Source organism: Rhodococcus sp. 05-2254-2, assembly GCF_002259095.1.
Classification (GTDB): Bacteria; Actinomycetota; Actinomycetes; order Mycobacteriales; family Mycobacteriaceae; genus Rhodococcoides.
Genome location: NZ_NOZJ01000008.1, coordinates 828,690 through 850,407 on the forward strand (window position 1 = coordinate 828,690; position 21,718 = coordinate 850,407).

Here is a 21,718-nt window from a genome sequence, read left to right on the forward strand (position 1 = left end):
GCTACAGGTACAGTCGACCGCGACACGGGGTGCCCGTCAGGGCTGAGAACACACCCGTCGAACCTGATCTGGTTAGGACCAGCGAAGGGAATGTCGTGGCGTTGCGGTATTCCTGTCCCCTCGTGACGGTCCCGACCTCGAACGAGAGGCGAGGCGCATGAAATTCGACGAGCAGACAGTGTTGGTCACCGGCGGTGGACGCGGACTGGGAGCAGCGATCGCCGCGGCGTTCGCCGGCCAGGGTGCCCGCGTGGTGATCGACTATCGCAACAGCAAAGAGGCCGCCGAAGCGCTAGCTGATCGCCTCGGCGGAAATGCTTTCGCGGTTCAGGGCGACGTGACCGATGAGAGCGCAGTGGCTACGGTGTTCGACTCGGCACGTGAGCATTTCGGCACTCCGATCACCACCGTCGTCAACAATGCGCTGGCCGATTTCTCCTTCGACGGCGATGCCCGGCCCAAGGCCGACACCATCACCTGGGAACGCTTCGACGCTCAATTGCGTGGCAGCGTCCGCGCGGCGTTGCTCACCACCCAGGCGGCACTGCCGGGTATGCGCGAGGCCGGGTTCGGTCGAATCATCAACGTGGGCACCAACTTGTTCCAGAATCCGGTGGTGCCGTACCACGACTACACCGCCTCCAAGGCCGCACTGCTTTCGCTGACCCGCACTCTGTCCGCGGACCTCGGTGCAGACAACATCACCGTCAACATGGTCTCGGGCGGACTGCTGCGCACCACCGACGCCAGTGCCGCTACCCCGGTCGAGGTGTTCGACTTCATCGCCGCCTCCACTCCGCTGCAACGCGTCACCACGCCCGAGGAGTTCGCCGATGCCCTGCTGTTCTTCGCTTCGCCGTGGGCGCGGTCGGTGACCGGCCAGAATCTCGTCGTCGACGGCGGCTTGGTCAAGAACTGACATGCACCTCAACGCATTTCTCTACGGTTGCGGCCACCACAGCGCCGCGTGGCGGCATCCCGGTTCGCGAGTGGAGGATCTCGGCGACATCTCCTACTACGAGGAACTCGCGCAGCTCGCCGAACGGGGAAAGTTCGATGCGGTGTTCTTCGCCGACGGACATTCGGTGCACGACCCGGCCGGAGCCGGCACGTGGTTCCTCGAGCCGATCACCGCGCTGTCGGCCATGGCCAGGGCGACCACGCACATCGGTCTGGTCACCACGGTGTCGTCGACGTTCTACACCCCGTTCCATGCTGCACGCATGCTGGCGTCGCTCGATCACATCAGCGGCGGCCGGGCAGGCTGGAACGTCGTCACCTCCATGTTCGACGCCGAGGCCCGCAATCACGGAATGGACGTCATCCCCGCTCGTGAGGAGCGCTACGCGCGCGCCGAAGAGTTCGTCGATACGGCTCTGGCGCTGTGGGATTCGTGGGATGCCGACGCATTGACGCTCGATCGAAGCGGACAGTATGCGGACCCGGCCAAGGTCCACTCGATCGACCACGACGGCAAACATTTTCGGGTCGACGGCCCGTTGACGGTACCGCGGTCGCCGCAGGGCAGGCCGGTGCTGTTCCAAGCCGGGGCGTCGGGGCCGGGTCGCCAACTGGCGGCGAAATACGCCGAGGCAATCTACGCCGTCGCCTACGATCTCGTTGCAGCGCAAAGCTATTACGGGGACGTGAAGACGCGAATCCGCCATGCGGGTCGCGACAGCGCGGCGGTGGGGATCATGCCGGGTCTGGTGACCTATATCGGCTCGACCATGGAAGAAGCCCGCCGAAAGAAAGCGGAACTGGATCGGCTGCTCCCCACCGAGCAGTCGTTGGCGATGCTGTCGACGTTCACCGGGCAGGACTGCGCTGCTTGGGAACTCGATGCTCCGGTACCGAAACTGCCGCCGGCATCGGAGTTCACCGGACCGCAGGGCCGCTACGAGACAATCCTGCGGATCGTCGAGAAGGACGCTCCCACCGTGCGGGAATTGCTCGGTACCCTCGCGGCCGGCGGAGGCCACGCCACGATGATCGGCACACCGGAATCGATTGCAGACGAGATGCAGTCGTGGATCGGCCGTGGTGCCGACGGATTCAATCTGATGTGTCCGCGATATCCGGACTCCCTCGAGGACTTCGTGGACCATCTGGTCCCGATCCTGCAGCAGCGCGGCGTCTTTCGATCCGACTATACCGCGTCGACGCTGCGCGAGCACCTGGCTCGCTGATCGGATTCACCGATTCACCGACTCACCGAGCAGGCCCGAAGACCCCCCGATCGACGAACGTCACCAGAGCGTCGAGTCCGTCGTCGGGCGAGCCCTGCCACAGCCGGGCGAAATTCTCTGCTGCACCACCGATCAGCATCGCGGTGGTGGCAGGGGACGCCGGTAGCTCGACGCCTGCCTTCTCGAAATTCGCGAGGCGGACGACCCACGGCTCGAACTGAACCTGCGTGAATCGCTGTACTCGCAGTGCGAAGTCTGCATTGACCAGAGCTGCATCGCGGAGGGCATCGATCACCACTCGGTGCCGAGTGAGCAACTGCCAGAACACTTCCACGTGGGGACGCATCGTCGGGTGCTCGCGCGCCGATGGGTCCTGAGTAGCGACGATGACGTCGGCGTCCTCACCGATCTGCTCGGCGAGGGCGAGCAGCAGCTCCTCCTTGCTGGAGTAGTGGTTGTAGAACGAGCCTGCCGCTCGTCCGGCTTCGCGGGTGATGTCGACGATCTTGGTGTTCAGGTATCCGGACCGGGCGAACACGACGCGGGCGGCGTTCTCCAGTTCGACCCGGGTTCGTCCGGCCTGTTGCGCCCGTGTTGTGGCGGCCATCTCTGCTTCCTGCCTGTTGACACCTCTGCCGTCACGATACACACTGAATCGCGATTCAGTGAATGCTCATTCGTCGAAGGAGTCGTTGTGAAGGCAGCAGTTCTGACCGAATTCGGGATACCGAGATACGCCGACCACGGGCATCCGGTACCGGCCGATGGCATGGAGGTGGTCGACGTGGCGGCGGCGACGCTCAATGCCGTCGACATAGCCATCGCCGCAGGAACCCATTACCTCAGCCCGCGGTCGCTGCCCACCGTCAGCGGTATCGAAGGCGCGGGCACCACGCAGGACGGTCGCCGAGTCTATTTCTGCCCGCCGGTCCCGCCGTACGGTTCGATGGCTCAGCAGGCGTTGGTACCGACGGCGTCGCTCATCGAGCTACCCGACGGGCTGGACTTCTCGACCGCCGCGACGCTGGGCAATGCCGGCCTTGCGGCGCTGATGCCACTGACCCACGGTGGTCGAGTGAAGGAAGGGGAGAGCGTTGTGATCCTCGGTGGCACCGGGGTCGTCGGACGCCTGGCAGTGCAAGCCGCGAAGCTGCTCGGGGCGGGATCGATCACCGTGGTCGGGCGCGACGAGGTCGCACTCGAATCCACCCGCGAACTCGGGGCCACGGCGACGGTCACCATCGGAGACAAGAGCGTGGACGAGCTCGGCTCGGCCATTCGGCAGGCATCCTCCGGCGCGGACGTCGTACTCGATTACACCTGGAGCACAGTCGCTTCGGCGGCACTGCGCGCAGGAAACCGACTCGTTCGTCTGGTGCAGATCGGCGATCGAGCCGGTGCCGAAATCACTCTACTGGCGCAGCTTCTTCGATCGCTCGGGGCGACCGTCGTCGGTTTCATGCCGCTGCACTACGGGCCCGATGCCACCTCGCAGGCCTATCGAACCCTGACCGACTGGGCCGCGGCCGGCGAGATCACCGTGGAGTACGAGAACGTCCCGCTGGCCGAGGTGGCGAGCGCGTGGAAGCGAGCCCCACTCACCCGTCACAAACTGATATTGGTCCCCTGACCGGCTCGAGTGTCCAACGAGTCGATGAATTCCCTTGTCAATCGAGCGATGTCGTCGGCATGGGAGATCGGCGACCAGTGTCCGGCTGGAATGTCGTTGCGGGTCAAATCTTTCACCCACTTGCCGGTGTCGTCGTAGTGGTACGGGCGCACTGCGACGTCCTCGGTGTTGACGATGAGGTGCACGGGGATGTCGATGTACCGCTCGCGTGGATTGCCGAGGAGCGGAATGATGTTGGCCCGGTAGAGTTTGGTGCCGTTGGTGGCATCCGACCACAGTGTGGGGTTCTGGGTGACGAGCTTGGGGTCGACGCCCGAGAACTCCTGGAGGAACGCCGGCCACCCCTTGGCGAACTGCCGCTTGATGCGCAGCGTGGACAGGCCGGGGATGTGGAAGGTGACGGTGTACCACGACGCGCGTACCTGGGCGAGCACCTGCTTGATGCCGGTGAGGGTAGGTTTGCGCAGGCGGGACTGCGACCACTTGCCGAGGTGATCGAGGTTCGGCCCAGAAATCGATGTGTACGAACGAATTCGGTCCTTCGCCTGGGGCTGGGCTGCGGCCTCCCATACCTCGACGGCACCCCAGTCGTGGGCGAGCACATGAACCGGGGCGTCGGGGCTGACGGCATCGGCGACGGCATAGAAATCCGAGGCGAGCCGAGCCAGCTTGTACGCCGACTGCTCGGCGGGGACCGAGCTCTCGCCTGCGCCGCGGGAGTCGTAGCTGATCACCCGGAAGCGGTCCTCCAGCTGCGGCACGATGTGGCTCCACAGCTCATGAGTATCGGGCCAGCCGTGCACGAGGACGATGGGATCGCCGTCGGGATTGCCGCTCTCGAACACCGCCAGGCGGATGCCCTCGTTGACGACCGTCGTACGAACCGCATTGCTGCTCAACTATTTTCCGTTCTATAGATCGAGTACGAGACGCCCGCCGCGTGCGCGCGAAACGCAGATGAGCATGTGATCGCGCTGCTCTTCCGGCGTCAGTCTGTTTTCCAGGTGCTCGGGCTCACCGGAGAGCACCCGTACCTTGCAGGTACCGCAGAAGCCCTGCTGGCACGAGTACGCGACGTTGGGTTTCTGCTCCTTGACCGCTGTCAGCACGGAGGCGTCGGCGGCGACGTCGAGCACGGCGCCCGTGCTGATCAACTGCACCTCGAACGGCGTGCCGTCGAGAATCGGCGGCGGGCCGAATCGCTCGAAATGCAGTGCGGTGGAGGGGCACCGGCGAAAGTCGCGGCGGACGGCGTCGAGCATGGGGGTGGGGCCGCAGCAGTAGACGGCACCGCCTGCGGGTGCACGCTCGAGCAATTCCCCCTCGGTCGGGTAGCCGTACACGTCGTCGGTGCGGACGAACACGCGGTCCGATTCCCAGCTCTCGATCTCCTCGAGGAAGGGCATCGTGTCGCGGGATCGACCGCAGTAGACGAACTGCCAGTCCATGCCGAGAATCCGTGCAGCACGGACCATCGCGATGATGGGAGTGATACCGATCCCGCCCGCGATGAACAGGGCACTGCCCTCGCCGACGAAGGGAAAGCCGTTCCGTGGGCCGCGAACGGTGACCTCGGTGCCTGGCTCGAGCCCGTGCATCTCGATGGATCCACCTGCGCCGGTGGGTATTCGGCGTACGGCGATGCGGTAGCAACTACGGTCGGAAGGATCGCCGCACAGTGAGTACTGCCGACGGCGGCCCGAGGGCAAGTGCAGGTCGAGATGGCAACCCGGATGCCAGATCGGCAACTGCTCCCCCGTCGGCGACGCCAGGGTGAGGGCGGCGACGTCGTTGTCCTCGGCGACGATCTCGCGCTCGGTGACGACCAATTTCAGCGCGGAATCGGGATTGTGGCCTGCGACGGCATCGTTGTATTCCGCTCCGGCCGCCGCCTGCATGTACCCGTTGAGGAACGTGCCGAGTAGCTGCATCGAGCGATCGGGACGTGCTCGTCCGCGCAGATCGGGCGGCGCATCCTTGGGAAGCAGCCGCGGGACGCGTCGTGAGTTGAGCTTCACCGTGCCGCGGCCTGCGCGGCAGGCGAGGACGCGAGGTACCGGACCGCCTGGGCGGTGGAGCCTTCCTGGCTGGGGTGGTACGACTTCTTGAGGTAGCGCGACATGCTGAGGCCGACGTGCGTCAGTGCGGGAAGGGTGCCGCGTTTGACCGACTTCCGCCACAGAGCCGACCGAGGCTTACGCACCGACTTCGGTGCACTCTGCAGCTCGGGGTCGTTCTTCATCAGGAAGATGATCCCGCGCATCCAGATGTACGCCATCAACGGCACGACCACCACGAATGTGCGCAGTCGACGGACCTCGCGCTTGTCGAAGTAGCGCAGCGTGTCGTATGCGACCGAGCGGTGCTCGACTTCTTCGGCACCGTGCCAGCGCAGCAGATCGAGCATGGTGGGGTGGATGCCCGCGCGGTCGAGACCGTCGGCGTTGAGCACCCAGTCGCCGAGGAATGCCGTCACGTGTTCGATGGCCGCGATCAATGCCAGCCGCTCGACCAGGTTGTTCTTCGATCGCAGGCTCGTCACCGAATCGGAGCCGAGCACTTTGCCGAAGGCCCATTCCATCTGATCGGTGAACGGGGTTGGGTCGAGTCCGTTGTTCTGCAGGTGGACGAGGACGCCGGTATGCGCCTCGGCGTGCACTGCCTCTTGCCCGATGAAGCCGATGACGTCGTCCCGTAGCTTCTCGTCGTCGATGTACGGCAGGGCCTCTTTGAACGTGTCGACGAACCAGTGCTCGCCGGCGGGCAGCAGTAGATGCAGCACGTTGAGTACGTGCGTGGTGTACGGATCGCCCGGCACCCAGTGCATCGGCAGATCGCTCCAGTCGAACTTGACGTTTCTGGCTTGCAGCATCACTTCACCGGGATCCGATGCGACGATCTTCCGTTCGCTCATCGAGCCACCTCCTCCACGTTCGCAGGTGTGGCCGATGCCACAGTGCGAGACTTAGTATAAACATCGGTAACACATAAAGGGAACCGTGACGGTATTCGATGAGACACTTCTGTCATGACCGACTCCCCCCCCGTGTCGACTCCCCCGAGTCGTATGCCCGTCACCTGGCCTGCCGAATGGCCCGCCGAAGTTCGGCGCATCGCTGATGCCACGAACGATGCGCTGGCCGCTGTCGCCTCGCAGGATTCGGTCGCGTTCGACGATGCCGTCGAATCGTTGGGCCGCTCGGACTCGGCGCAGGCCGGGCACGTGCATGCCGAAATGGTACGCACGTTGCTCGAAGAGGTATACAGCGATGGATTGACCGGCGAGAACGTCCAGGAGGTGCTCGGCCGAACCGTACGAGGAGCGGACTGGCTGCCGAACCTGGACATCGCCGGGTTCGTCGAGGTGCTCACCGGAGCGCTGGGGTTGTCCGACGTCGAAGAGCAGTCGCGAGTGAGGCCGCGTCCCGCACATGCGTTGCTGGTGGTCGCAGACCTGCTCGCGGTGCGCCGTGGCCGAGCCGAGACCTATCTGCGGTACGCACTGGCCGAGGTGCGCCGCGCCGAGACGATCGAGATGCCCTAGTTCGCGCGGACCAGGGACTGCTGTTCACCGAAGGTGGGTGACTGCGGCGTATGTCGATGTGGTTGAGCGAACCGCGCGACTTCTCGATCGAAACGGCCAGTTTTACGAGCTATGTAGAGTTTAACAAGATTTGTTAAAGTAGGTTCAGGTTGTCTATTTGGGGGATGAACAGTGGACCGTCGGCGAAACCCGTATACGCCCAACGCTGGCGCGCCACCGCGTTATTTGGCGGGTCGCGAGGTGGAGCTCGATGACTTTCGAACCCTGCTCTATCGGTTGCGGAGGGGCTATTCCGAGCAGTCGCTGATCGTCACTGGCCTGCGTGGCGTCGGCAAGACTGTTTTGCTTGGTCGGTATCGCGAAATAGCTGAGGATGAGGGCTGGGTTGCAGTCGAAGCCGAGGTATCGAAGAGCACCGCATTCGGTCCGCAGATTGCCAGCCTGGCCCGGCGCGCTTTGTTGCAAACGTCACCTAGGGCGAAGTGGAACGACCGTATTCACAGATCGGCTGCGGTGCTCAAGTCGTTCTCGCTGTCGATCCAGCCGGATGGATCACTGAATATTGGTTTGGACGTCGATCCAGCTGCTGGACAGGCCGACACGGGAAACCTGAATGACGACCTCGCTGATGTCTTCGAGGCAGTCGGGTTGGCCGCTCGGGAGAGCGACAGTGGGGTGGTATTCCTTTTCGACGAGATTCAATTTCTGTCGAAGGGTGAGCTGGAAGCGTTGATCGGTGCCGTCCACAGAACTGTCCAGCGGGAGCTTCCGATCACCTTTGCAGGTGCCGGTCTGCCGCAGCTTCCGGGTTTGGCAGGTGATGCCAAGTCCTATGCTGAGCGGCTGTTCCGATTCCCGTCTATCGGTGAGCTACCCGGGCCGGAAGCGATCGCGGCCCTGACCGAACCAGCGAAGCTGGAAGGCGTCGAGTACGACGTCGGAGCCATGGACAAGATCCTGCACTACACCGAAGGGTATCCTTACTTTATCCAGGAATTCGGGAGAGCAGTGTGGAACTTGGCCGAGGGTCCGAGGATCACGGAAGCTGACGCGGTCGCTGCTGCCGATCTTGTCGATGATGAACTCGACGACAGCTTCTTCCGGACACGTGTTCAGCGCTGTACGAAGGAAGAGCTTCGCTATTTGCGGGCTATGGCCGAGCTTGGACCGAAGGAACAAAAGGCCGTCGACGTGGCGCTCCTCCTGCAAAAGCAATCGGAACAGGTGTCGCCGCTGCGCTCACGGTTGATCAACAAGGGTTTGCTGTACACCCCGAATTACGGTTACGCGAAGTTCACCGTTCCCCAGTTCGATCGATTCATGCGCCGATACATGCCGGAGATCGACGGGCAACCTCCGACCTGAGTGTTGGTTTCGCTAGCGAGATCTTCGCCTGTCTTGCATACGCGCTAGAACGCCGAAGAAAGCGCTACCGATGCAGAATGTTCGCTCCGGCGACGACGGCTCGCACGGCCGACAGGTGTGCGTCGGGATCCATGCCCATCGACCATTCGCGGCGACCGTCGTGCTCGGCGAGGACGAAGGTGGCGGTCTCGTCGCCGATGATCTGCTGGTGGAACGAGAGGATCTCGATGCGGAATCCGGCGTCGTGGAGCATCGACGTCAATGCCTCGATCGGCCCGTAAGTCGTTGCCGCACAGGCGATGATCGTATCGCCGACGCCGAAGGTCGCGTCGAAAGCAGTCCTCCCGCCAGTTGCACTGTCGGCCGTCCATGACCCCAGCCGAAGAGGCCCGGTGCTGGGCGAGAAGCGGTCGGTGAAGTTCGTCCACGACATGTGTTGCCAGGTGATCTCGTCGCGCATCGTGCGCGGCAGGGCACAACCGAAACGGGCGTGGAACGGATCTGTGGCGAGAGTGGAAGCAAATGCATTCATGAGGATGGTCCTGGCGAATGTGAAGGGAGGACCGAGAGAGCACAACGACCCGCAGCGAGGGGTCGGTCCGAATCAGACCCCGCTACGGCGGCGTACTACGAGAATGCGCTTCACACCCCAGAAAGTAGTCCTCCGTCGCAGTCGCGCGCAAGTATCGAGTGAATACAGATCTCTAGGACACGAACTAGATGTCCGCATATATCGCACGATTCGTTGTAACTTTGGCCCCATGGACCCCGTGCGTAACCCCTACGCCCCCGGCGCCGGCCAGCGCCCACCCGAGCTCGCAGGCCGAAAGAAGCAGCTCGACGCCTTCGACGTCGTACTCGAACGCATCACCCGCGGCCGGCCGGAACGCAGCGTCGTTCTCACCGGGCTGCGAGGCGTCGGGAAGACGGTATTGCTCAACCAACTCCGATCCGCGGCGATCGCCCGCGGCTGGGGCACCGGCAAGATCGAGGCTCGGCCCGACCAGGAATTGCGTCGACCGCTGTCGTCTGCGCTGCACATGGCGGTCCGCGGGATCGCGGCATCGCATCGCGATCCCGAACGCGTCGACGAGTTCCTCGGCGTCCTCAAGGCCTTCGCCCTACGCGCCACCGCGGACAAGGGCATGCGGGAGCGGTGGCAGCCCGGCATCGACGTCCCGGCGAAGACGGGCCGCGCCGACTCCGGCGACATCGAGATCGACCTCGTGGAACTGCTGCTCGACGCCTCCGCGCTGGCCGGCGACGTGGGCGTGGGCATCGCCATCTTCATCGACGAGATGCAGGATCTGGGTGCCGCGGACATCTCCGCGTTGTGTGCGGCCTGTCACGAGCTCAGTCAGGACACCGCGCCGCTGATCATCGTCGGGGCCGGACTGCCACACCTACCTGCGGTGTTGTCGGCATCCAAGAGTTACTCCGAGCGCCTGTTCAGTTACCACCGGATCGGTCGACTGGAACGAGCGGCGGCCGACCTCGCGTTGATCGCTCCGGCCGACCGCGAGGACGTCGAATTCACCCCCGATGCCCTCGACGCGCTGTATGCGGCCGCCGACGGCTACCCGTATTTCGTGCAGGCCTACGGCAAGGCGACGTGGGATCTCGCGGCCGACACCCCGATCACCGTCGAGGACGTGCGCGTCGCCGCTCCGACGGCGGAGGAGGAATTGGCCGTCGGATTCTTCGGTTCTCGCTACGAACGTGCGACGCCTGCCGAGCGTGAATACATGCGTGCGATGGCCGAACTGTCCGTGGACGACGGCTCGGTGCCGACCTCGGCCGTGGCGACCGAACTGAAGCGCAAGCCGGCATCGCTGTCCCCGGCCCGCGACGGACTGATCAAGAAGGGTCTGATCTATTCGGCCGAGCGCGGCACCATCGCGTTCACGGTGCCGCACTTCGGTCGCTACCTACGGGCCCAGACCGACGAACCTGCGACGGTGTGAACTATCGGTACGCCTCAGCGCGCTCGACGCACAGTTGCTCGAGTTTCCGCACTGCCTTGGGGTCGGAGTGATCGACGTTGACGAGCTCGGCGTCACCGTCGTAGAAGTCGATCAGTCGCTGATCCATCACCTTGCGCCACAACGGCGGAACCAGCGCGCAGAAGATCATCACGGCATAGCCGGCCGGTAGCTGCGGGGACTCGTCGACGGTGCGCAGTGCCTGGTAGCGGCGCACCGGATTCGCGTGATGGTCGCTGTGCCGTTGCAGGTGGTAGAGAAACAGGTTGCTCCACAGGTGGTCGCTGTTCCAACTGTCGCGGTGGGTCGGTTTGCCGTATCGACCGCTCTTGCGCTTCTGCCGCAGCAGCCCGTAGTGCTCGAGGTAGTTGGCTGCCTCGTAGAGGACGATCGCGATCGCAGCCTGCAGGAACAGATACGGCACGGTCACCACACCGAAGACGGCGATCAGCACGCCGAACAGCACAACGCTCATGGCCGCGGCATTGAACAGGTTGTTTCGGTACGACCAGGGAGACAGGCCCTGGCGGGCGAGGCGTCGAGTCTCGAGCTCCCAGGCCGAGCGCAGGCCGTGCACGATCGTGCGCGGCAAAAACTTCCAGAACGACTCGCCGAACTTCGCCGACGCCGGATCCTCCGGGGTGGCGACGCGGAGGTGGTGGCCGTGATTGTGCTCGACGTAGAAGTGGCCGTACAGGGACTGTGCCAGTGTCACCTTCGACAGCCATCGCTCCAGACGCTCACGTTTGTGGCCCAGCTCGTGCGCGGCGTTGATGCCGACCCCACCGACGATGCCGACGGTGATGGCCAGGCCGATCCGCTCCGGAACTCCCAGCGGGCCGTGCGCCCAGAGATAGCAGGCCGCAACGAGTCCCGCGTACTGCAACGGCAGGAACAGATAGACGCACCAGCGGTAGTACGGATCCTTCTCGAGCGCGGCGATCGCCTCGTCCGGGGGATTGCTGCGGTCCACTCCGGCGAACCTGTCCACCAGTGGCAGTGCGACACCCATGATCATCAGGCCGAGGGTCCAGAACGCACCGGGGCCGAGAAGGGTCACCAGACCCCAGGCCAGGAACGGGCTGAGAGGAATCGTCAGCCCCAGCGGCCACAGGTAGCGCTTGGGGTCGCGCCACCGCGGCGACGTGCTCGTGGCGGACTCATCACGCATTCTGGATTCTTCACTCCTGAGTCCTGGTCGGTGCCGTGCCCCGAGGTGCGGGGACAAACGGTAGTGGCGTGTCACAACTACATCGCCCGTTCCACCAGGATAGTTACCCAAGCAAATTTTGCAGGTTCTCCGATGGGCCGTCGAATGCCCCGCTGCCCTTGTACGGTGACCGGATGAAGCATGTCGAGTCGTCGTTCGTCGGAGTTCACGGAACCCGAATCGTCTACGACGTCTGGACCCCCGAGACCACGTCGACCGGGATTGTGGTGCTCGCCCACGGCCTGGCCGAGCACGCGGGTCGGTACCGGCACGTCATCGAACGGCTGGGCGCGCTCGGCCTCGCCGTCTACGCGCCCGACCACCGCGGACACGGCCGATCCGGTGGCAAACGGGTGTCACTGGACAAGTGGTCCGACTTCACCGACGACCTGCACACGCTGTTCGGCATCGCAGCTGCCGAGCATCCGAATCAGCGCACCTTCCTGCTCGGCCACAGCATGGGCGGTGCCATCGCACTGTCCTACGCCCTCGACCATCAGGCCGATCTCGACGGTCTGATGCTGTCCGGCCCTGCCGTCGTCCCCAGCGTCGGGCAACCGAAAGCACTGGTGGCGGTCGGTAAGCTCCTCGGACGCTTCGTACCGGCCGCCCCTGTGCTCAAGCTCGATCCCACTCTCGTCTCCCGCGACAAGGACGTCGTCGACGCCTATGTCGCCGACCCGTTGGGCTACCACGGCAGCGTCTCGGCTGGTCTGGCCGCGGCGATGCTGGGCGTCGGGGACGCGTTCCCTGCTCGCCTGCCGTCGCTGACGATTCCCGTGCTGCTCCAGCACGGGACGGCGGACCGCTTGGCCGACGTCTCGGGCAGTGAGCTCATCGCCGAGCTCGCCGGATCCGACGACCTGACCCTGAAAACGTACGACGGGCTGTTCCACGAAGTGTTCAACGAACCGGAAAAGGAGCGCGTACTCGACGATCTCATCGACTGGCTGCGTCCACGTGTACACACCGGCGCTGTAAGTTCCTGACGGATCTTTTCGAAGAAGGGGTACGACCATGACCAGGCGAGCACTCGTATTGGGCGGCGGCGGAGTCGCAGGCATTGCGTGGCAGACGGGTGTCCTACTGGGATTGGCAGAAGCCGGAGCCGACGTCAGCGACGCCGAGATGCTGTTGGGGACCTCGGCCGGGTCCTCGGTCGCAGCCCAGATCTCGAGCGGAGCCGCCTTGACCGAGCTGTTCGAGCGGCAGGCAGACGAAGCGAAGCAGGACCACGAACCGCATGCCGACTCGACCATCGACGAACTGGTCTCCATGTTGGCTCGGGCTGCCCAGAACTCCGACGGCAGTGCCATCGACACGCGCAGGCGTATCGGCACCGAGGCGCTGTCGGCCTCGACGATCAGCGAGCGTGAGCGCAGGGCCATCATCGAACGACGGTTACCGTCGCACTCCTGGCCGAACCGCGATCTGCGTATCGTCACGGTCGACGCGGTGAGCGGTCGGCATCGGGTTCTCGATCGTGGCTCGGGCGTTCAGCTGGTCGATGCGGTGGCCGCGAGCTGCGCCATCCCGGGAATGTGGCCGCCGGTGACGATCGGTGATCATCGTTACGTCGACGGTGGTATCCGCGCCAGCGAAAACGCGGATCTGGCAGTCGGTTTCGAGAAGGTACTGGTGTTCAGGGTCGGTGCACTCGACCTGGAGCACGATCCGTTCGACATCGAACGGGAGCGGCTGATCAAGGGTGGCTCGAAGGTGGAAGTGATTGCCCCCGACGCAGATTCGGCGGCCGCGATCGGCCCCGATGCCACCGACATCGCGGTCCGATCGGCTGCGGCCGTTGCCGGACGGGCGCAGGGCAATGCCATCGCCGAGCGTATTGCCGAGTTCTGGGTCTAGAGAACCTCTCTAGCCGAACAGTGCAGCTCCGTTACCCCAGCACACTGCACGAACCCAGTCGTCTCCCAGGTCCAGTCGGCGCACCGCCTGCAGGGCGTGCAGATACGGGTAAGGGATGTTCGGATAGTCGCTGCCGAACAGAATGCGATCCTGCAGGTCGACCAGCCGGGGCAGTTCGTGTCTCGGAAACGGTGCGCTCGCCTCGGAGAAGTCGGTGAACGACATCGTGGTGTCGAGTCGCACGTTCCGGTAGCGATCGGCCAGATCGAGGAAGTCGCCGTACTCCGGCATGCCCATGTGCGCGATGATCAACGGGAGCTCGGGAAACCGTTGCAGCAGTGCTGCAATGGGCTCCGGGCCGGTATGGGTGCCGGGTGCCGGTCCGGATCCGCAGTGGATCACCACCGGTACCTGCGCGTCCGAGAGTGCGCCCCAGACGCCGTCGAGCAGGGAATCGTTCGGCGAATAGTTCCCGACCTGAATGTGCGACTTGAAGATTCGGGCACCGCTCGTCAACGCCTGCTCGACGTACTCGGTGGCACCGTCCTCGGGGTAGAAGGTCGCGGTGTGCAGGCAGTCGGGGGTGCGCGCCGCGAAATCTGCTGCCCAGGAATTGAGCCAGGCTGCCATCGCCGGCTTGTGCGGGTAGATCATCGACGTGAAGTGCCGGACTCCGAACCCCCGAATGACCTCGAGCCGTTGCTCTTCGGCGAACCGGTAGGAGATGGGCCAGACGCTGCCGGTCAGCGGCCCGGCGCTGTCGAAGTAACTCCACACCTTGTCCATCACGTTCTTCGGCATGAAGTGCGTGTGGACGTCGAACAGTCCCGGCAGCGACAGTTCGGTCCAGAAAGCGACGATGCCTTCGGTCTCGTCTGCGAGTTCGGCGTCGGAGCGGGGTGGCTCAGCGTGCGACATGGGCGTCGAACCACTCGAGCGTCTTGCCCCAGGCGTCGGCGGCGGCGTCGGCGTCGAACACGGCGGGGCGGTCGTCGCAGTGGAACCCGTGCTTGCCGTGGGCGTAACGGGTTATCTCGGTGTCGACCGGGGACGTTGCGGTGATCTCGCGCAGCATTTCCACCTCCTGGAAGGGGATGCCCTCGTCCAGGTCTCCGAAGAAGCCGTGCCAGGGCGTCTGCAGTGCGTCGCCCACCGACGCCATCGCGGGGTAACCGAAGCGGCCCTGGGTGATTCCGCCGCCGTAGAACGTCGCTGCCGCACCGAGTTGCCGTCGAACAGCGGTGTGGAACGCGACGGTGCCGCCCATGCAGAAGCCGACGATCGCGACGGACGACGGCTCGAATCCGAGCTCGGCGAGCGCACTCGCCGCCGCGTCCACGTCGGAGTCCACCTCGTCCGCCTGCAGCCGCCCGATTGCCGCCATCGCCGAATCCATGTCCGAGTACGACAACACGGTCACACCCTCCTGTCGGTGGAACAGGTGCGGTGCGACCGCGACCCAACCGGCGGCGGCGAGCCGGTTGCAGACGTCGACGATGTGATCGGTGACGCCGAAGGCTTCCTGGATGACGATGACGCCGCCGCGGGCATCCCCGTCGGGACGGACGACGGTGAGGGGAGTGGTGTTCATCCGTCGATTGGAGCACAGCAGGAGTGGAGCCTGCGGAACGACCCATTAGGCCAGCACTTCGCGCATGCCGGTAGCGACGGTGATTGCTGCAGTTTTGTACGGTGGCGTGCAGGGAACGATCCCGACCGAGAGGACAACTCATGCGCGCGGTACAGATCTCCAGCCTCGACGGACCCGACTCGGTGAGTGTGGTGGACATCGACGAGCCTGCTGCGCGCGACGGGTCGGTGGTCATCGAGGTCCATGCCGCCGGCGTCGCCTTTCCCGATGCGTTGCTCACTCGCGGGCTCTACCAGTACAAGCCCGAGTTGCCGTTCGTCCCCGGCAGCGAGATCGCCGGCATCGTTCGGTCGGCTCCGCCGGAGTCCGGCTTCTCCGCCGGTGATCGAGTAGCGGCCCTGACGGGACTGAGCGACGGTATGGCCGAGGTCGCCGTCGTATCCCCGGACACGGTGTTCGCGCTGCCGGAGTCGGTGTCGCTCTCCGCAGGCGCTGGGCTGTTGTTCAATGACCTGACGGTGCACTTCGCGCTCCGGGAACGTGGCCGGTTGGCACCGGGCGAGACGGTTCTGGTGCACGGCGCAGCAGGGGGCATCGGAACCTCCGCGCTGCGAATGGCTCCGGTGCTCGGGGCATCTCGCGTGATCGCTGTGGTGAGCTCGGAGGCCAAGGCCGACATCGCACGATCCGCCGGAGCCACCGACGTCGTTCTCGTCGACGGCTGGAAGGACGCGGTGAAGGAACTGACCGGCGGCCGTGGCGTCGACATCGTCGTCGATCCGGTGGGTGGTGACCGGTTCACCGACAGCATTCGCTCGCTCGCGCCCTCGGGCCGAATCCTGGTGCTGGGCTTCACCGGTGGTGAGATCCCGACGGTCAAGGTAAATCGACTGCTGCTCAACAACGTCGACGTCGTCGGCGTCGGTTGGGGTGCGTGGTGGATGACGCGCCCGGGTTACCTCGCCACCCAGTGGTCCGAGATCGAACCGCTCCTCGCCGACGGATCGCTCAGTGCGCCGGAGCCGTCGGTGTTCCCGGCCGCAGACGCTGCCTCGGCCATTGCGTCACTGGAAAACCGTACTGCGGCAGGCAAAGTGGTGCTGGACTTCACCCACTGATGCTGGGTCGAGCTGCCGGGTCACTCCGGCAGTTCGACGCCTCGCGCCTCGGCCAGTGCCGCGATCTCGGCGGGAAAGACGTTCTTGAACACGAACGGGTCGGTACCCAGGGCCCAGTTCGGTGCCAGTTCGATGGCGTATCTCTCGAAGTAGCCGAGTTGCTTGGCCACCAGGATCAATTCTTCCGGGCTCGACGTCTTGTACTGCTTGCCCATGTTCACCAGCGCTCGAATGAAGTCGGCCAGGCTGAAGTGCGCGAGCGTTGCCGAGAGCATCGGAGCGAACACCGACTGCAGGATCGCCCCGACCTCGGCGTCCGAACCCATCTGCGGCGCAACGATTCCCAGCCGCTTGACGGTACCGGCCAGTCGGGTGAAGTCGCCGTCGATCACGGTGGCGTGAAACAGATCGAGCAGCAGTGCGCGCCACTGCTCGTCCACCTCGCCCATGACTCCGAAGTCGAGGAACGCCACCCTGCCGTCGTCGAGTACCCACACGTTGCCCGCATGCACGTCGCCGTGGAAGAGACCATGCAGCACAAGGGCTTCCATCCAGACCTTGGCGGCGCGGCGGACGATGAGCTCGGACTGCTCTCCCGGCTCGTAGCGGTCGAGGGGAGAACCGTGCATGCGTTCCATGCAGATGACGCGGCCGCCGCAGTAGTCCAGGAACACCTCGGGCGCGGTGACGTGGGCGTTGTCGCCGAACGCGCCGATGGCCGCGCGAAAGCTGGCCTGTCGCTTGGCTTCCACGGCGCTGTCGAGTTCGGCGAAGGTGGCGGCGTGCAGGTCGACGATGATCGCCGACGCGTTGGCCGTGGCGAAGAACGGAATGAACTTCTCCAGTCCGCGGGCGATGAGGTACGCGATACGAAGGTCGATCTTCATGCGGTGATAGATGCCTCGCCGCTGTACCTTCATGACCACTTCACGGCCGTCGTCACGGCGCACGCACAGATGCACCTGAGCGACCGAGGCGGACGAGAGCGGCACGTCGTCGAACGAGGAGAACAGGTCGTCGATTCCGCGGCCCAGATCGGCCTCGATCACCGCTCGCGCCTGCGACCCGGGAAACGGTGGCACCTCGTCGAGGCAGCGCAGGCAGGTGTCGGCGAGGACCTTGGGGAACAGCCCGGGCGAGGATCCCATCAGCTGCCCGACCTTGACGAAGGTGGGGCCGAGAACGAAGAAGGCGTCGACGACGGCCTCCGAGGCGTGCAGCGGCCACCCGCGCCGTGGCGCGCGCACCCAGCGGCCGACCGCGACGATCTGGAAGTACGCCAATACCGTGCCGATGACGATGAGTCGCAGCAGTTCTCGTATTCCGAACGTCTTCAGCTGGGGTGCGGGCTTGGGATTCATACGTGCACCCCCACCGGCACGCGCGCCGCCGAGGCTTCCAGGCGCGCCAACAATCGATCGAACCGCGTCGCATCGTCCGAGGCGCGTGAGAGCACCAGTGCGCCCTGAATTCCGGCCACGATCTCCTCGGCCAGTTCGGCTGCCGATTCGCCGTGTCCCAGGCGACTCAGTACCGGGGTGAGCGCGTCGATCCAGTGGCTGAAATGGGCTGCGACGCGTCCAGAGAACACAGCACGTTCGAGACCGAGTGTGAATGCGCCGAACAGGCACACCAGACGATTGGACCGGAAGTATCGCGCGGTCTGCTCGAACATCTCATGCGTCGTCGACGCGGGATCGGTGCCCTGTCGCAACGGCTCGAACACGTTGTGGTGGAACCACAGCTCCACGTCGTCGAGGACGGCTTCGGCCATCTCCTGCTTTCCGCGCGGAAAGTAGTGGTAGAGACTGCCTTTCCCCAGGCCGGTCTGTTTGCTGATGACCGCGAGGGAGGAACCGTCGAACCCATGGTCGCGGAACACCCCTGCGAGTATCGGCACCACGTCGTGGCGATCGCTCATGAGCCGGTACTGTACCAATCGGTACACGCCAGGTGTATCGGGGCTCCGGGAGTGGAGCCTGCGAAATGACCCATCGGGGCTCCGGGAGTGGACGTGCAGCTGTGAAGAGAACGACCGTCCTGGCCGCCGGGGCTTTCCTCGTCGGTGGGGTGACCTATCTGGCCGCCGAAGCCGTCGCCGCACTCGGTTGGACGGACCGACCGTACAGCTATGCCCGCAACAACATCAGCGATCTCGGAATCCCCGACATCTCGCCGCTGCACGCGGTGATGAACACCGGCTTCGTCGTGGACGGCACGTTGTTCGTCCTGGCGGGACTGGGACTGTCGGTGCTCTTCGAGGGCCGGGCGCGGTGGATCGTCGCCGGCACCTCCGTTGTGCACGGTGTCGGCAGCATCGTCGTCGGGCTCGCCCACGCCTCGGTGGACGGGGCATCGACGCCCCATGCGGTGGGTGCAGGCATGGCGATCGTCGGCGGCAACCTGGTGTTGCTGGCGGCAGGACGGTACGGCGGCCGCGTCGGCGCGCCGCGCTGGTACACCGTGGGCAGTGCGACTGCCGGCGTGGCCGGTCTGGTGGGGCTGACCCTGTTTCTCGCCGACACCGGAATCCTCGGCGGCGGAACCTTCGAGCGCATCTCGGTCTACACCATCATCGGATGGGAGATCGTCACCGGCGCAACGATTCTGGTCAAGCGCCGCCTACCCGAACTCGGGTGACTCCTTGGCGAGAAAGGCGCGCACGCCCTCCCTGCCGTCCGCCGACTCGAACGCCTCCTCGAACACCGGCAATGCCCGTTGCGCCGGTAGGCCGGGGGACTCGCCGAACGTGAGAGCGAGGGCACGCTTGTTCGCTCGAACGGCAGAGCGGGACTTGTGCGCCAGCGCCTGCGCCACGCCCAGTGCCACCGACAACGACTCTCCGCGTGGAGCGACCCGATTGATCAGACCCCACTCCAGTGCAGTCTCGGCCGAGATCGGCTCGCCGAGCAACACCAGTTCGGCGGCGCGCGCCTGACCCACCCGCCGCAGCGCACGCATCGATCCGCCGCTGCTGGGGATCACACCGAGGTCGATTTCCGGGAGTCCGAGTCGAGCCCCTGCGTCGGCGACGACGAGGTCGCAGCACAGCGCCAGCTCGAGGCCGCCGCCCAACGCGAATCCGTCTATTGCCGCGACCGTCGGCAGCGGCAGATCGTCGAGCATCTCGAGGGTGGCGTTCTCGAGAATGCTCTTGCGGGCGAGCACGTCACCGCGGTCCTGCATCTCGGGCATCTCGGAAATGTCCGAGCCGGCGCTGAACACCCGGTCGCCGGTGAGAACGACCGCCCGAATCGCGGCGTCGTCGGCCAACTCGAGAAGCACGGCGCGCAGTCGCCGCGTCGCCGGACGGGTCAGCGCGTTGACCGGCGGGTTGCTCAGCGTGATCTGCGCGACGGCGGCGTGCGGGAAGGTCAGGACTGGAGACAGCGCAATGGGCATACCCGAACGGTAGAGCGTGCGGCTGACCTGGCGATTGGGAGACTGCCGAGATGGCATGTAGCGTGGTGAACACCCGACGCGGGGTGGAGCAGCTCGGTAGCTCGCTGGGCTCATAACCCAGAGGTCGCAGGTTCAAATCCTGTCCCCGCTACTACACACGTCAGGCCCGACATCGATGATGGCGGGCCTGACGTGTTTCGTAGGTATCAGGGTTGCAGTCTGAACTGCACCACCGCCGTGACATTCTCGATGGCGTCGTCGAGTGCGGTCTTGCGCGCTCTGGCGTTGGGTGCAGACAGGATGTCGAGTCGATCGGACTGACCCATCGGAATCAGAGCTGTCAGCGACCAGATCTTCTCGGCGGCCGAAATCGGCAGGCCCAGGAAGTCCGGAACACCGGGTGTGGAAACGACTTCCGTCGATTCGAGTCGACCGATCAGCTCGTAGAGATCCTCGATCCGCGCCCAAGTGGCGTCGAACTCGGTGTCGGCGATCACCGCACCGGTCTCTTCGTCCGGCCACGCTCGAACGTCGGCCTGTGGGTACGGATCGTCCGGCAGCCAGGCGTCGATCCTGATCCGTTCGCCGCCGACGCAGTCGAGCAGATATCTGCCGTCGCCGATGGACTCGTGACCGATGATGTGTGCGGTCGTGGCCACATCGTGCCGGACGTCGCCGCCACCGGCCTCGTGCCCACGTGCGATGAGGACCACGCCGAAGCTCGGATCGTCCTGCTTCAGGCAGTCGTGGACCAGAGCTCGGTAGCGCGGCTCGAAGATGTGCAGTGGTAGGCGTTCACCGGGGAGCAGCACGCTGCCGAGCGGGAACATCGGGGTCACGCTCACGGGTGCTGCAACGGAACAGCCGCCGGGGTGATGGCCGCGGGCGCGCTCTTGTCGGACTCGTTTGCGTCGAGGAACTCGTCGAGCAAGCGGAAGAAGAAGTCCGGCTCGTCGAGCTGGGGGAAATGGCCGGCGTTGGGAAAGATCTCGACGCGACTGTTGGGAACCTCACGTCGAATGTTGTCGGCGTGCTTGGCGGGAATCATCCGGTCCTTGCCGCCCCAGACGAGCAGCGACGGAATGGACTCGAACTTCTCGAAATGTTGCTTCGCGCTCACGGTCTGCCCACGCGGGCCCACCACGGCTCGCGTCGACGCCAGAAAGGCCCCGCGGGTGGAGCGGTCGGCAACCGACCGGAACGACCGCCAGGTCTCGGCCATGCTGGGACCTGGCTTGACCGGCAGACCCCATTTGCCCAACTGCGCCAGCGCGCCCTCTGCGTTCTTGCGGAACCAGTCCGATGCGAGCAGCGGCAGAACCAGCTCACTGCCGGGCAGCGTCGCAGCCTTGAGGAGCAGGCTCACCTCGGGACCGAGTCCGCCGCTGCTGACCAACGCCAGGCGATCGACGCGTTCGGGAAAGAGGTACGTCAGCTGCATGACGATGCCCCCGCCGAGCGAGTGACCGACCATCGGGGCGGAGTCGATGTTCAGGTGATCCATGAGATCGCGAATGGTGGCCGAGTGCGAACTGAGCGAGTAGTCGCCGGACGGCTTGTCGGAGTCTCCGTGCCCGAACAGGTCAGGAGCGATGACGCGATACTTCTGCGACAGACGCTCGAGTTGCGGGCCCCAGGACTGATGCGATCCGAGGAGTCCGTGCACCAGAATCACGGGTGGGCCCTCGCCCATGTCCACGTATCGCAGGACGTCCTTGTGTAGTTCCACCGACTGCAATTCGTACGATGAACTCATGGTCGACCTCCTCGTCGTGTGATGCCCGGATCGGCGCGTGGCTCGGTGAGCCGTTGGCACAAACGTAC

23 protein-coding genes, 1 tRNA gene and 1 riboswitch are annotated in these 21,718 nt (G+C 64.9%); of the genes, 11 read left to right on the forward strand and 13 right to left on the reverse strand.

The annotated features are described in order from the left end of the window. The first annotated feature begins 15 nt into the window (after positions 1 to 15). Positions 16 to 108, forward strand: a riboswitch (TPP riboswitch). A 49-nt stretch (positions 109 to 157) separates the two neighbouring features. Further along, on the forward strand, positions 158 to 919 hold the full coding sequence (locus CH283_RS14130) for a 3-oxoacyl-ACP reductase (RefSeq protein WP_094640524.1): 762 nt from the start codon (positions 158 to 160) through the stop codon (positions 917 to 919). A 1-nt stretch (position 920) separates the two neighbouring features. Next, positions 921 to 2,189: an LLM class flavin-dependent oxidoreductase gene (locus tag CH283_RS14135; protein ID WP_094640525.1), complete on the forward strand. Its 1,269-nt coding sequence runs from the start codon at positions 921 to 923 to the stop codon at positions 2,187 to 2,189. Between the two features lie 22 nt (positions 2,190 to 2,211). Here CH283_RS14135 and CH283_RS14140 read toward each other — a convergent pair whose 3' ends face one another. After that, on the reverse strand, positions 2,212 to 2,796 hold the full coding sequence (locus tag CH283_RS14140; protein WP_068048631.1) for a TetR/AcrR family transcriptional regulator: 585 nt from the start codon (positions 2,794 to 2,796) through the stop codon (positions 2,212 to 2,214). A gap of 87 nt (positions 2,797 to 2,883) precedes the next feature. Between CH283_RS14140 and CH283_RS14145 the strand changes: the two genes are divergently transcribed. After that, positions 2,884 to 3,819 carry a quinone oxidoreductase family protein gene (locus tag CH283_RS14145; RefSeq protein WP_094640526.1) on the forward strand — a complete coding sequence of 312 codons (936 nt, stop codon included), beginning with the start codon at positions 2,884 to 2,886 and terminating at the stop codon, positions 3,817 to 3,819. On the opposite strand, the gene CH283_RS14150 is transcribed toward CH283_RS14145, so the two are convergent. From CH283_RS14150 to CH283_RS14160, 3 genes are all read right to left on the reverse strand, one after another. Continuing rightward, positions 3,795 to 4,718, reverse strand: coding sequence for an alpha/beta fold hydrolase (locus CH283_RS14150; RefSeq protein WP_094640527.1), 924 nt, complete (start codon positions 4,716 to 4,718; stop codon positions 3,795 to 3,797). The genes CH283_RS14145 and CH283_RS14150 overlap by 25 nt on opposite strands. Before the next feature lie 12 nt (positions 4,719 to 4,730). Further along, positions 4,731 to 5,750 carry a PDR/VanB family oxidoreductase gene (locus tag CH283_RS14155; RefSeq protein ID WP_255183225.1) on the reverse strand — a complete coding sequence of 340 codons (1,020 nt, stop codon included), beginning with the start codon at positions 5,748 to 5,750 and terminating at the stop codon, positions 4,731 to 4,733. 83 nt (positions 5,751 to 5,833) lie between these two features. Then, entirely contained in the window at positions 5,834 to 6,733 is a 900-nt protein-coding gene (locus CH283_RS14160; protein WP_094640529.1) for a metal-dependent hydrolase, read from the reverse strand. 114 nt (positions 6,734 to 6,847) lie between these two features. Here CH283_RS14160 and CH283_RS14165 point away from each other — a divergent pair, with 114 nt between their 5' ends. Together CH283_RS14165 and CH283_RS14170 are read left to right on the forward strand one after the other, a co-directional pair. After that, a complete protein-coding gene (locus CH283_RS14165; RefSeq protein WP_094640530.1) occupies positions 6,848 to 7,363 on the forward strand; it encodes a hypothetical protein in 516 nt (171 codons plus the stop codon). A gap of 171 nt (positions 7,364 to 7,534) precedes the next feature. Continuing rightward, the gene (locus tag CH283_RS14170) at positions 7,535 to 8,728 is read left to right on the forward strand and encodes an ATP-binding protein (protein WP_094640531.1); all 1,194 of its coding nucleotides are present in this window, start codon (positions 7,535 to 7,537) and stop codon (positions 8,726 to 8,728) included. 64 nt (positions 8,729 to 8,792) lie between these two features. On the opposite strand, the gene CH283_RS14175 is transcribed toward CH283_RS14170, so the two are convergent. Beyond that, positions 8,793 to 9,260, reverse strand: coding sequence for an alpha-isopropylmalate synthase regulatory domain-containing protein (locus tag CH283_RS14175; protein WP_094640532.1), 468 nt, complete (start codon positions 9,258 to 9,260; stop codon positions 8,793 to 8,795). 229 nt (positions 9,261 to 9,489) lie between these two features. Between CH283_RS14175 and CH283_RS14180 the strand changes: the two genes are divergently transcribed. Next, a complete protein-coding gene (locus CH283_RS14180) occupies positions 9,490 to 10,692 on the forward strand; it encodes an ATP-binding protein (protein ID WP_094640533.1) in 1,203 nt (400 codons plus the stop codon). Between the two features lies 1 nt (position 10,693). Here the strand turns inward: CH283_RS14180 and CH283_RS14185 are convergent, their stop codons facing one another. Continuing rightward, the gene (locus CH283_RS14185; RefSeq protein WP_094640534.1) at positions 10,694 to 11,881 is read right to left on the reverse strand and encodes an alkane 1-monooxygenase; all 1,188 of its coding nucleotides are present in this window, start codon (positions 11,879 to 11,881) and stop codon (positions 10,694 to 10,696) included. Between the two features lie 173 nt (positions 11,882 to 12,054). On the opposite strand from CH283_RS14185, the gene CH283_RS14190 reads away from it, so the two are divergent. Continuing rightward, positions 12,055 to 12,909, forward strand: a complete 855-nt coding sequence (locus CH283_RS14190; RefSeq protein ID WP_068048590.1) for an alpha/beta hydrolase — start codon at positions 12,055 to 12,057, stop codon at positions 12,907 to 12,909. 28 nt (positions 12,910 to 12,937) lie between these two features. Next, positions 12,938 to 13,783 carry a patatin-like phospholipase family protein gene (locus CH283_RS14195; RefSeq protein WP_094640535.1) on the forward strand — a complete coding sequence of 282 codons (846 nt, stop codon included), beginning with the start codon at positions 12,938 to 12,940 and terminating at the stop codon, positions 13,781 to 13,783. Positions 13,784 to 13,792: 9 nt separating this feature from the next. Here the strand turns inward: CH283_RS14195 and CH283_RS14200 are convergent, their stop codons facing one another. Both CH283_RS14200 and CH283_RS14205 read right to left on the reverse strand, forming a co-directional pair. Beyond that, entirely contained in the window at positions 13,793 to 14,701 is a 909-nt protein-coding gene (locus CH283_RS14200; protein ID WP_094640536.1) for an amidohydrolase family protein, read from the reverse strand. Beyond that, positions 14,688 to 15,374 (reverse strand): dienelactone hydrolase family protein, encoded by a 687-nt coding sequence (locus CH283_RS14205; RefSeq protein WP_094640537.1) that lies wholly within the window; start codon positions 15,372 to 15,374, stop codon positions 14,688 to 14,690. The genes CH283_RS14200 and CH283_RS14205 overlap by 14 nt, the downstream gene beginning before the upstream one ends. A 140-nt stretch (positions 15,375 to 15,514) precedes the next feature. Here CH283_RS14205 and CH283_RS14210 point away from each other — a divergent pair, with 140 nt between their 5' ends. Next, positions 15,515 to 16,492, forward strand: coding sequence for an NADPH:quinone oxidoreductase family protein (locus CH283_RS14210; RefSeq protein WP_094640538.1), 978 nt, complete (start codon positions 15,515 to 15,517; stop codon positions 16,490 to 16,492). A gap of 20 nt (positions 16,493 to 16,512) precedes the next feature. Here the strand turns inward: CH283_RS14210 and CH283_RS14215 are convergent, their stop codons facing one another. Both CH283_RS14215 and CH283_RS14220 read right to left on the reverse strand, forming a co-directional pair. Further along, positions 16,513 to 17,853 (reverse strand): ABC1 kinase family protein, encoded by a 1,341-nt coding sequence (locus CH283_RS14215; RefSeq protein WP_094640539.1) that lies wholly within the window; start codon positions 17,851 to 17,853, stop codon positions 16,513 to 16,515. Continuing rightward, a complete protein-coding gene (locus CH283_RS14220; protein ID WP_176460338.1) occupies positions 17,850 to 18,413 on the reverse strand; it encodes a TetR/AcrR family transcriptional regulator in 564 nt (187 codons plus the stop codon). Before CH283_RS14220 ends, CH283_RS14215 begins: the two co-directional genes overlap by 4 nt. Positions 18,414 to 18,514: 101 nt before the next feature. Between CH283_RS14220 and CH283_RS14225 the strand changes: the two genes are divergently transcribed. Next, complete coding sequence (locus CH283_RS14225) at positions 18,515 to 19,132, forward strand: DUF998 domain-containing protein (RefSeq protein ID WP_068048609.1); 618 nt, start codon at positions 18,515 to 18,517, stop codon at positions 19,130 to 19,132. On the opposite strand, the gene CH283_RS14230 is transcribed toward CH283_RS14225, so the two are convergent. Next, the gene (locus tag CH283_RS14230; RefSeq protein ID WP_176460337.1) at positions 19,115 to 19,894 is read right to left on the reverse strand and encodes an enoyl-CoA hydratase/isomerase family protein; all 780 of its coding nucleotides are present in this window, start codon (positions 19,892 to 19,894) and stop codon (positions 19,115 to 19,117) included. The genes CH283_RS14225 and CH283_RS14230 overlap by 18 nt on opposite strands. Before the next feature lie 77 nt (positions 19,895 to 19,971). On the opposite strand from CH283_RS14230, the gene CH283_RS14235 reads away from it, so the two are divergent. Next, positions 19,972 to 20,045, forward strand: a tRNA-Met gene (locus tag CH283_RS14235). Positions 20,046 to 20,100: 55 nt separating this feature from the next. Here the strand turns inward: CH283_RS14235 and CH283_RS14240 are convergent. Continuing rightward, positions 20,101 to 20,739 (reverse strand): LON peptidase substrate-binding domain-containing protein, encoded by a 639-nt coding sequence (locus CH283_RS14240; RefSeq protein ID WP_094640542.1) that lies wholly within the window; start codon positions 20,737 to 20,739, stop codon positions 20,101 to 20,103. After that, positions 20,736 to 21,650, reverse strand: a complete 915-nt coding sequence (locus CH283_RS14245; RefSeq protein WP_094640543.1) for an alpha/beta fold hydrolase — start codon at positions 21,648 to 21,650, stop codon at positions 20,736 to 20,738. The genes CH283_RS14240 and CH283_RS14245 overlap by 4 nt, the downstream gene beginning before the upstream one ends. Positions 21,651 to 21,718: the final 68 nt, after the last annotated feature.

Coding starts and splice junctions, on each gene's coding strand:
- CH283_RS14220 (WP_176460338.1), bottom strand. CDS start 18,413: ATGAGCGATCGCCACGACGTGGTGCCGATACTCGCAGGGGTGTTCCGC.
- CH283_RS14245 (WP_094640543.1), bottom strand. CDS start 21,650: ATGAGTTCATCGTACGAATTGCAGTCGGTGGAACTACACAAGGACGTC.
- CH283_RS14155 (WP_255183225.1), bottom strand. CDS start 5,750: ATGCAGCTACTCGGCACGTTCCTCAACGGGTACATGCAGGCGGCGGCC.
- CH283_RS14160 (WP_094640529.1), bottom strand. CDS start 6,733: ATGAGCGAACGGAAGATCGTCGCATCGGATCCCGGTGAAGTGATGCTG.
- CH283_RS14190 (WP_068048590.1), top strand. CDS start 12,055: ATGAAGCATGTCGAGTCGTCGTTCGTCGGAGTTCACGGAACCCGAATC.
- CH283_RS14175 (WP_094640532.1), bottom strand. CDS start 9,260: ATGAATGCATTTGCTTCCACTCTCGCCACAGATCCGTTCCACGCCCGT.
- CH283_RS14205 (WP_094640537.1), bottom strand. CDS start 15,374: ATGAACACCACTCCCCTCACCGTCGTCCGTCCCGACGGGGATGCCCGC.
- CH283_RS14185 (WP_094640534.1), bottom strand. CDS start 11,881: ATGCGTGATGAGTCCGCCACGAGCACGTCGCCGCGGTGGCGCGACCCC.
- CH283_RS14135 (WP_094640525.1), top strand. CDS start 921: ATGCACCTCAACGCATTTCTCTACGGTTGCGGCCACCACAGCGCCGCG.
- CH283_RS14200 (WP_094640536.1), bottom strand. CDS start 14,701: ATGTCGCACGCTGAGCCACCCCGCTCCGACGCCGAACTCGCAGACGAG.
- CH283_RS14180 (WP_094640533.1), top strand. CDS start 9,490: ATGGACCCCGTGCGTAACCCCTACGCCCCCGGCGCCGGCCAGCGCCCA.
- CH283_RS14215 (WP_094640539.1), bottom strand. CDS start 17,853: ATGAATCCCAAGCCCGCACCCCAGCTGAAGACGTTCGGAATACGAGAA.
- CH283_RS14230 (WP_176460337.1), bottom strand. CDS start 19,894: ATGCCCATTGCGCTGTCTCCAGTCCTGACCTTCCCGCACGCCGCCGTC.
- CH283_RS14165 (WP_094640530.1), top strand. CDS start 6,848: ATGACCGACTCCCCCCCCGTGTCGACTCCCCCGAGTCGTATGCCCGTC.
- CH283_RS14195 (WP_094640535.1), top strand. CDS start 12,938: ATGACCAGGCGAGCACTCGTATTGGGCGGCGGCGGAGTCGCAGGCATT.
- CH283_RS14130 (WP_094640524.1), top strand. CDS start 158: ATGAAATTCGACGAGCAGACAGTGTTGGTCACCGGCGGTGGACGCGGA.
- CH283_RS14210 (WP_094640538.1), top strand. CDS start 15,515: ATGCGCGCGGTACAGATCTCCAGCCTCGACGGACCCGACTCGGTGAGT.
- CH283_RS14140 (WP_068048631.1), bottom strand. CDS start 2,796: ATGGCCGCCACAACACGGGCGCAACAGGCCGGACGAACCCGGGTCGAA.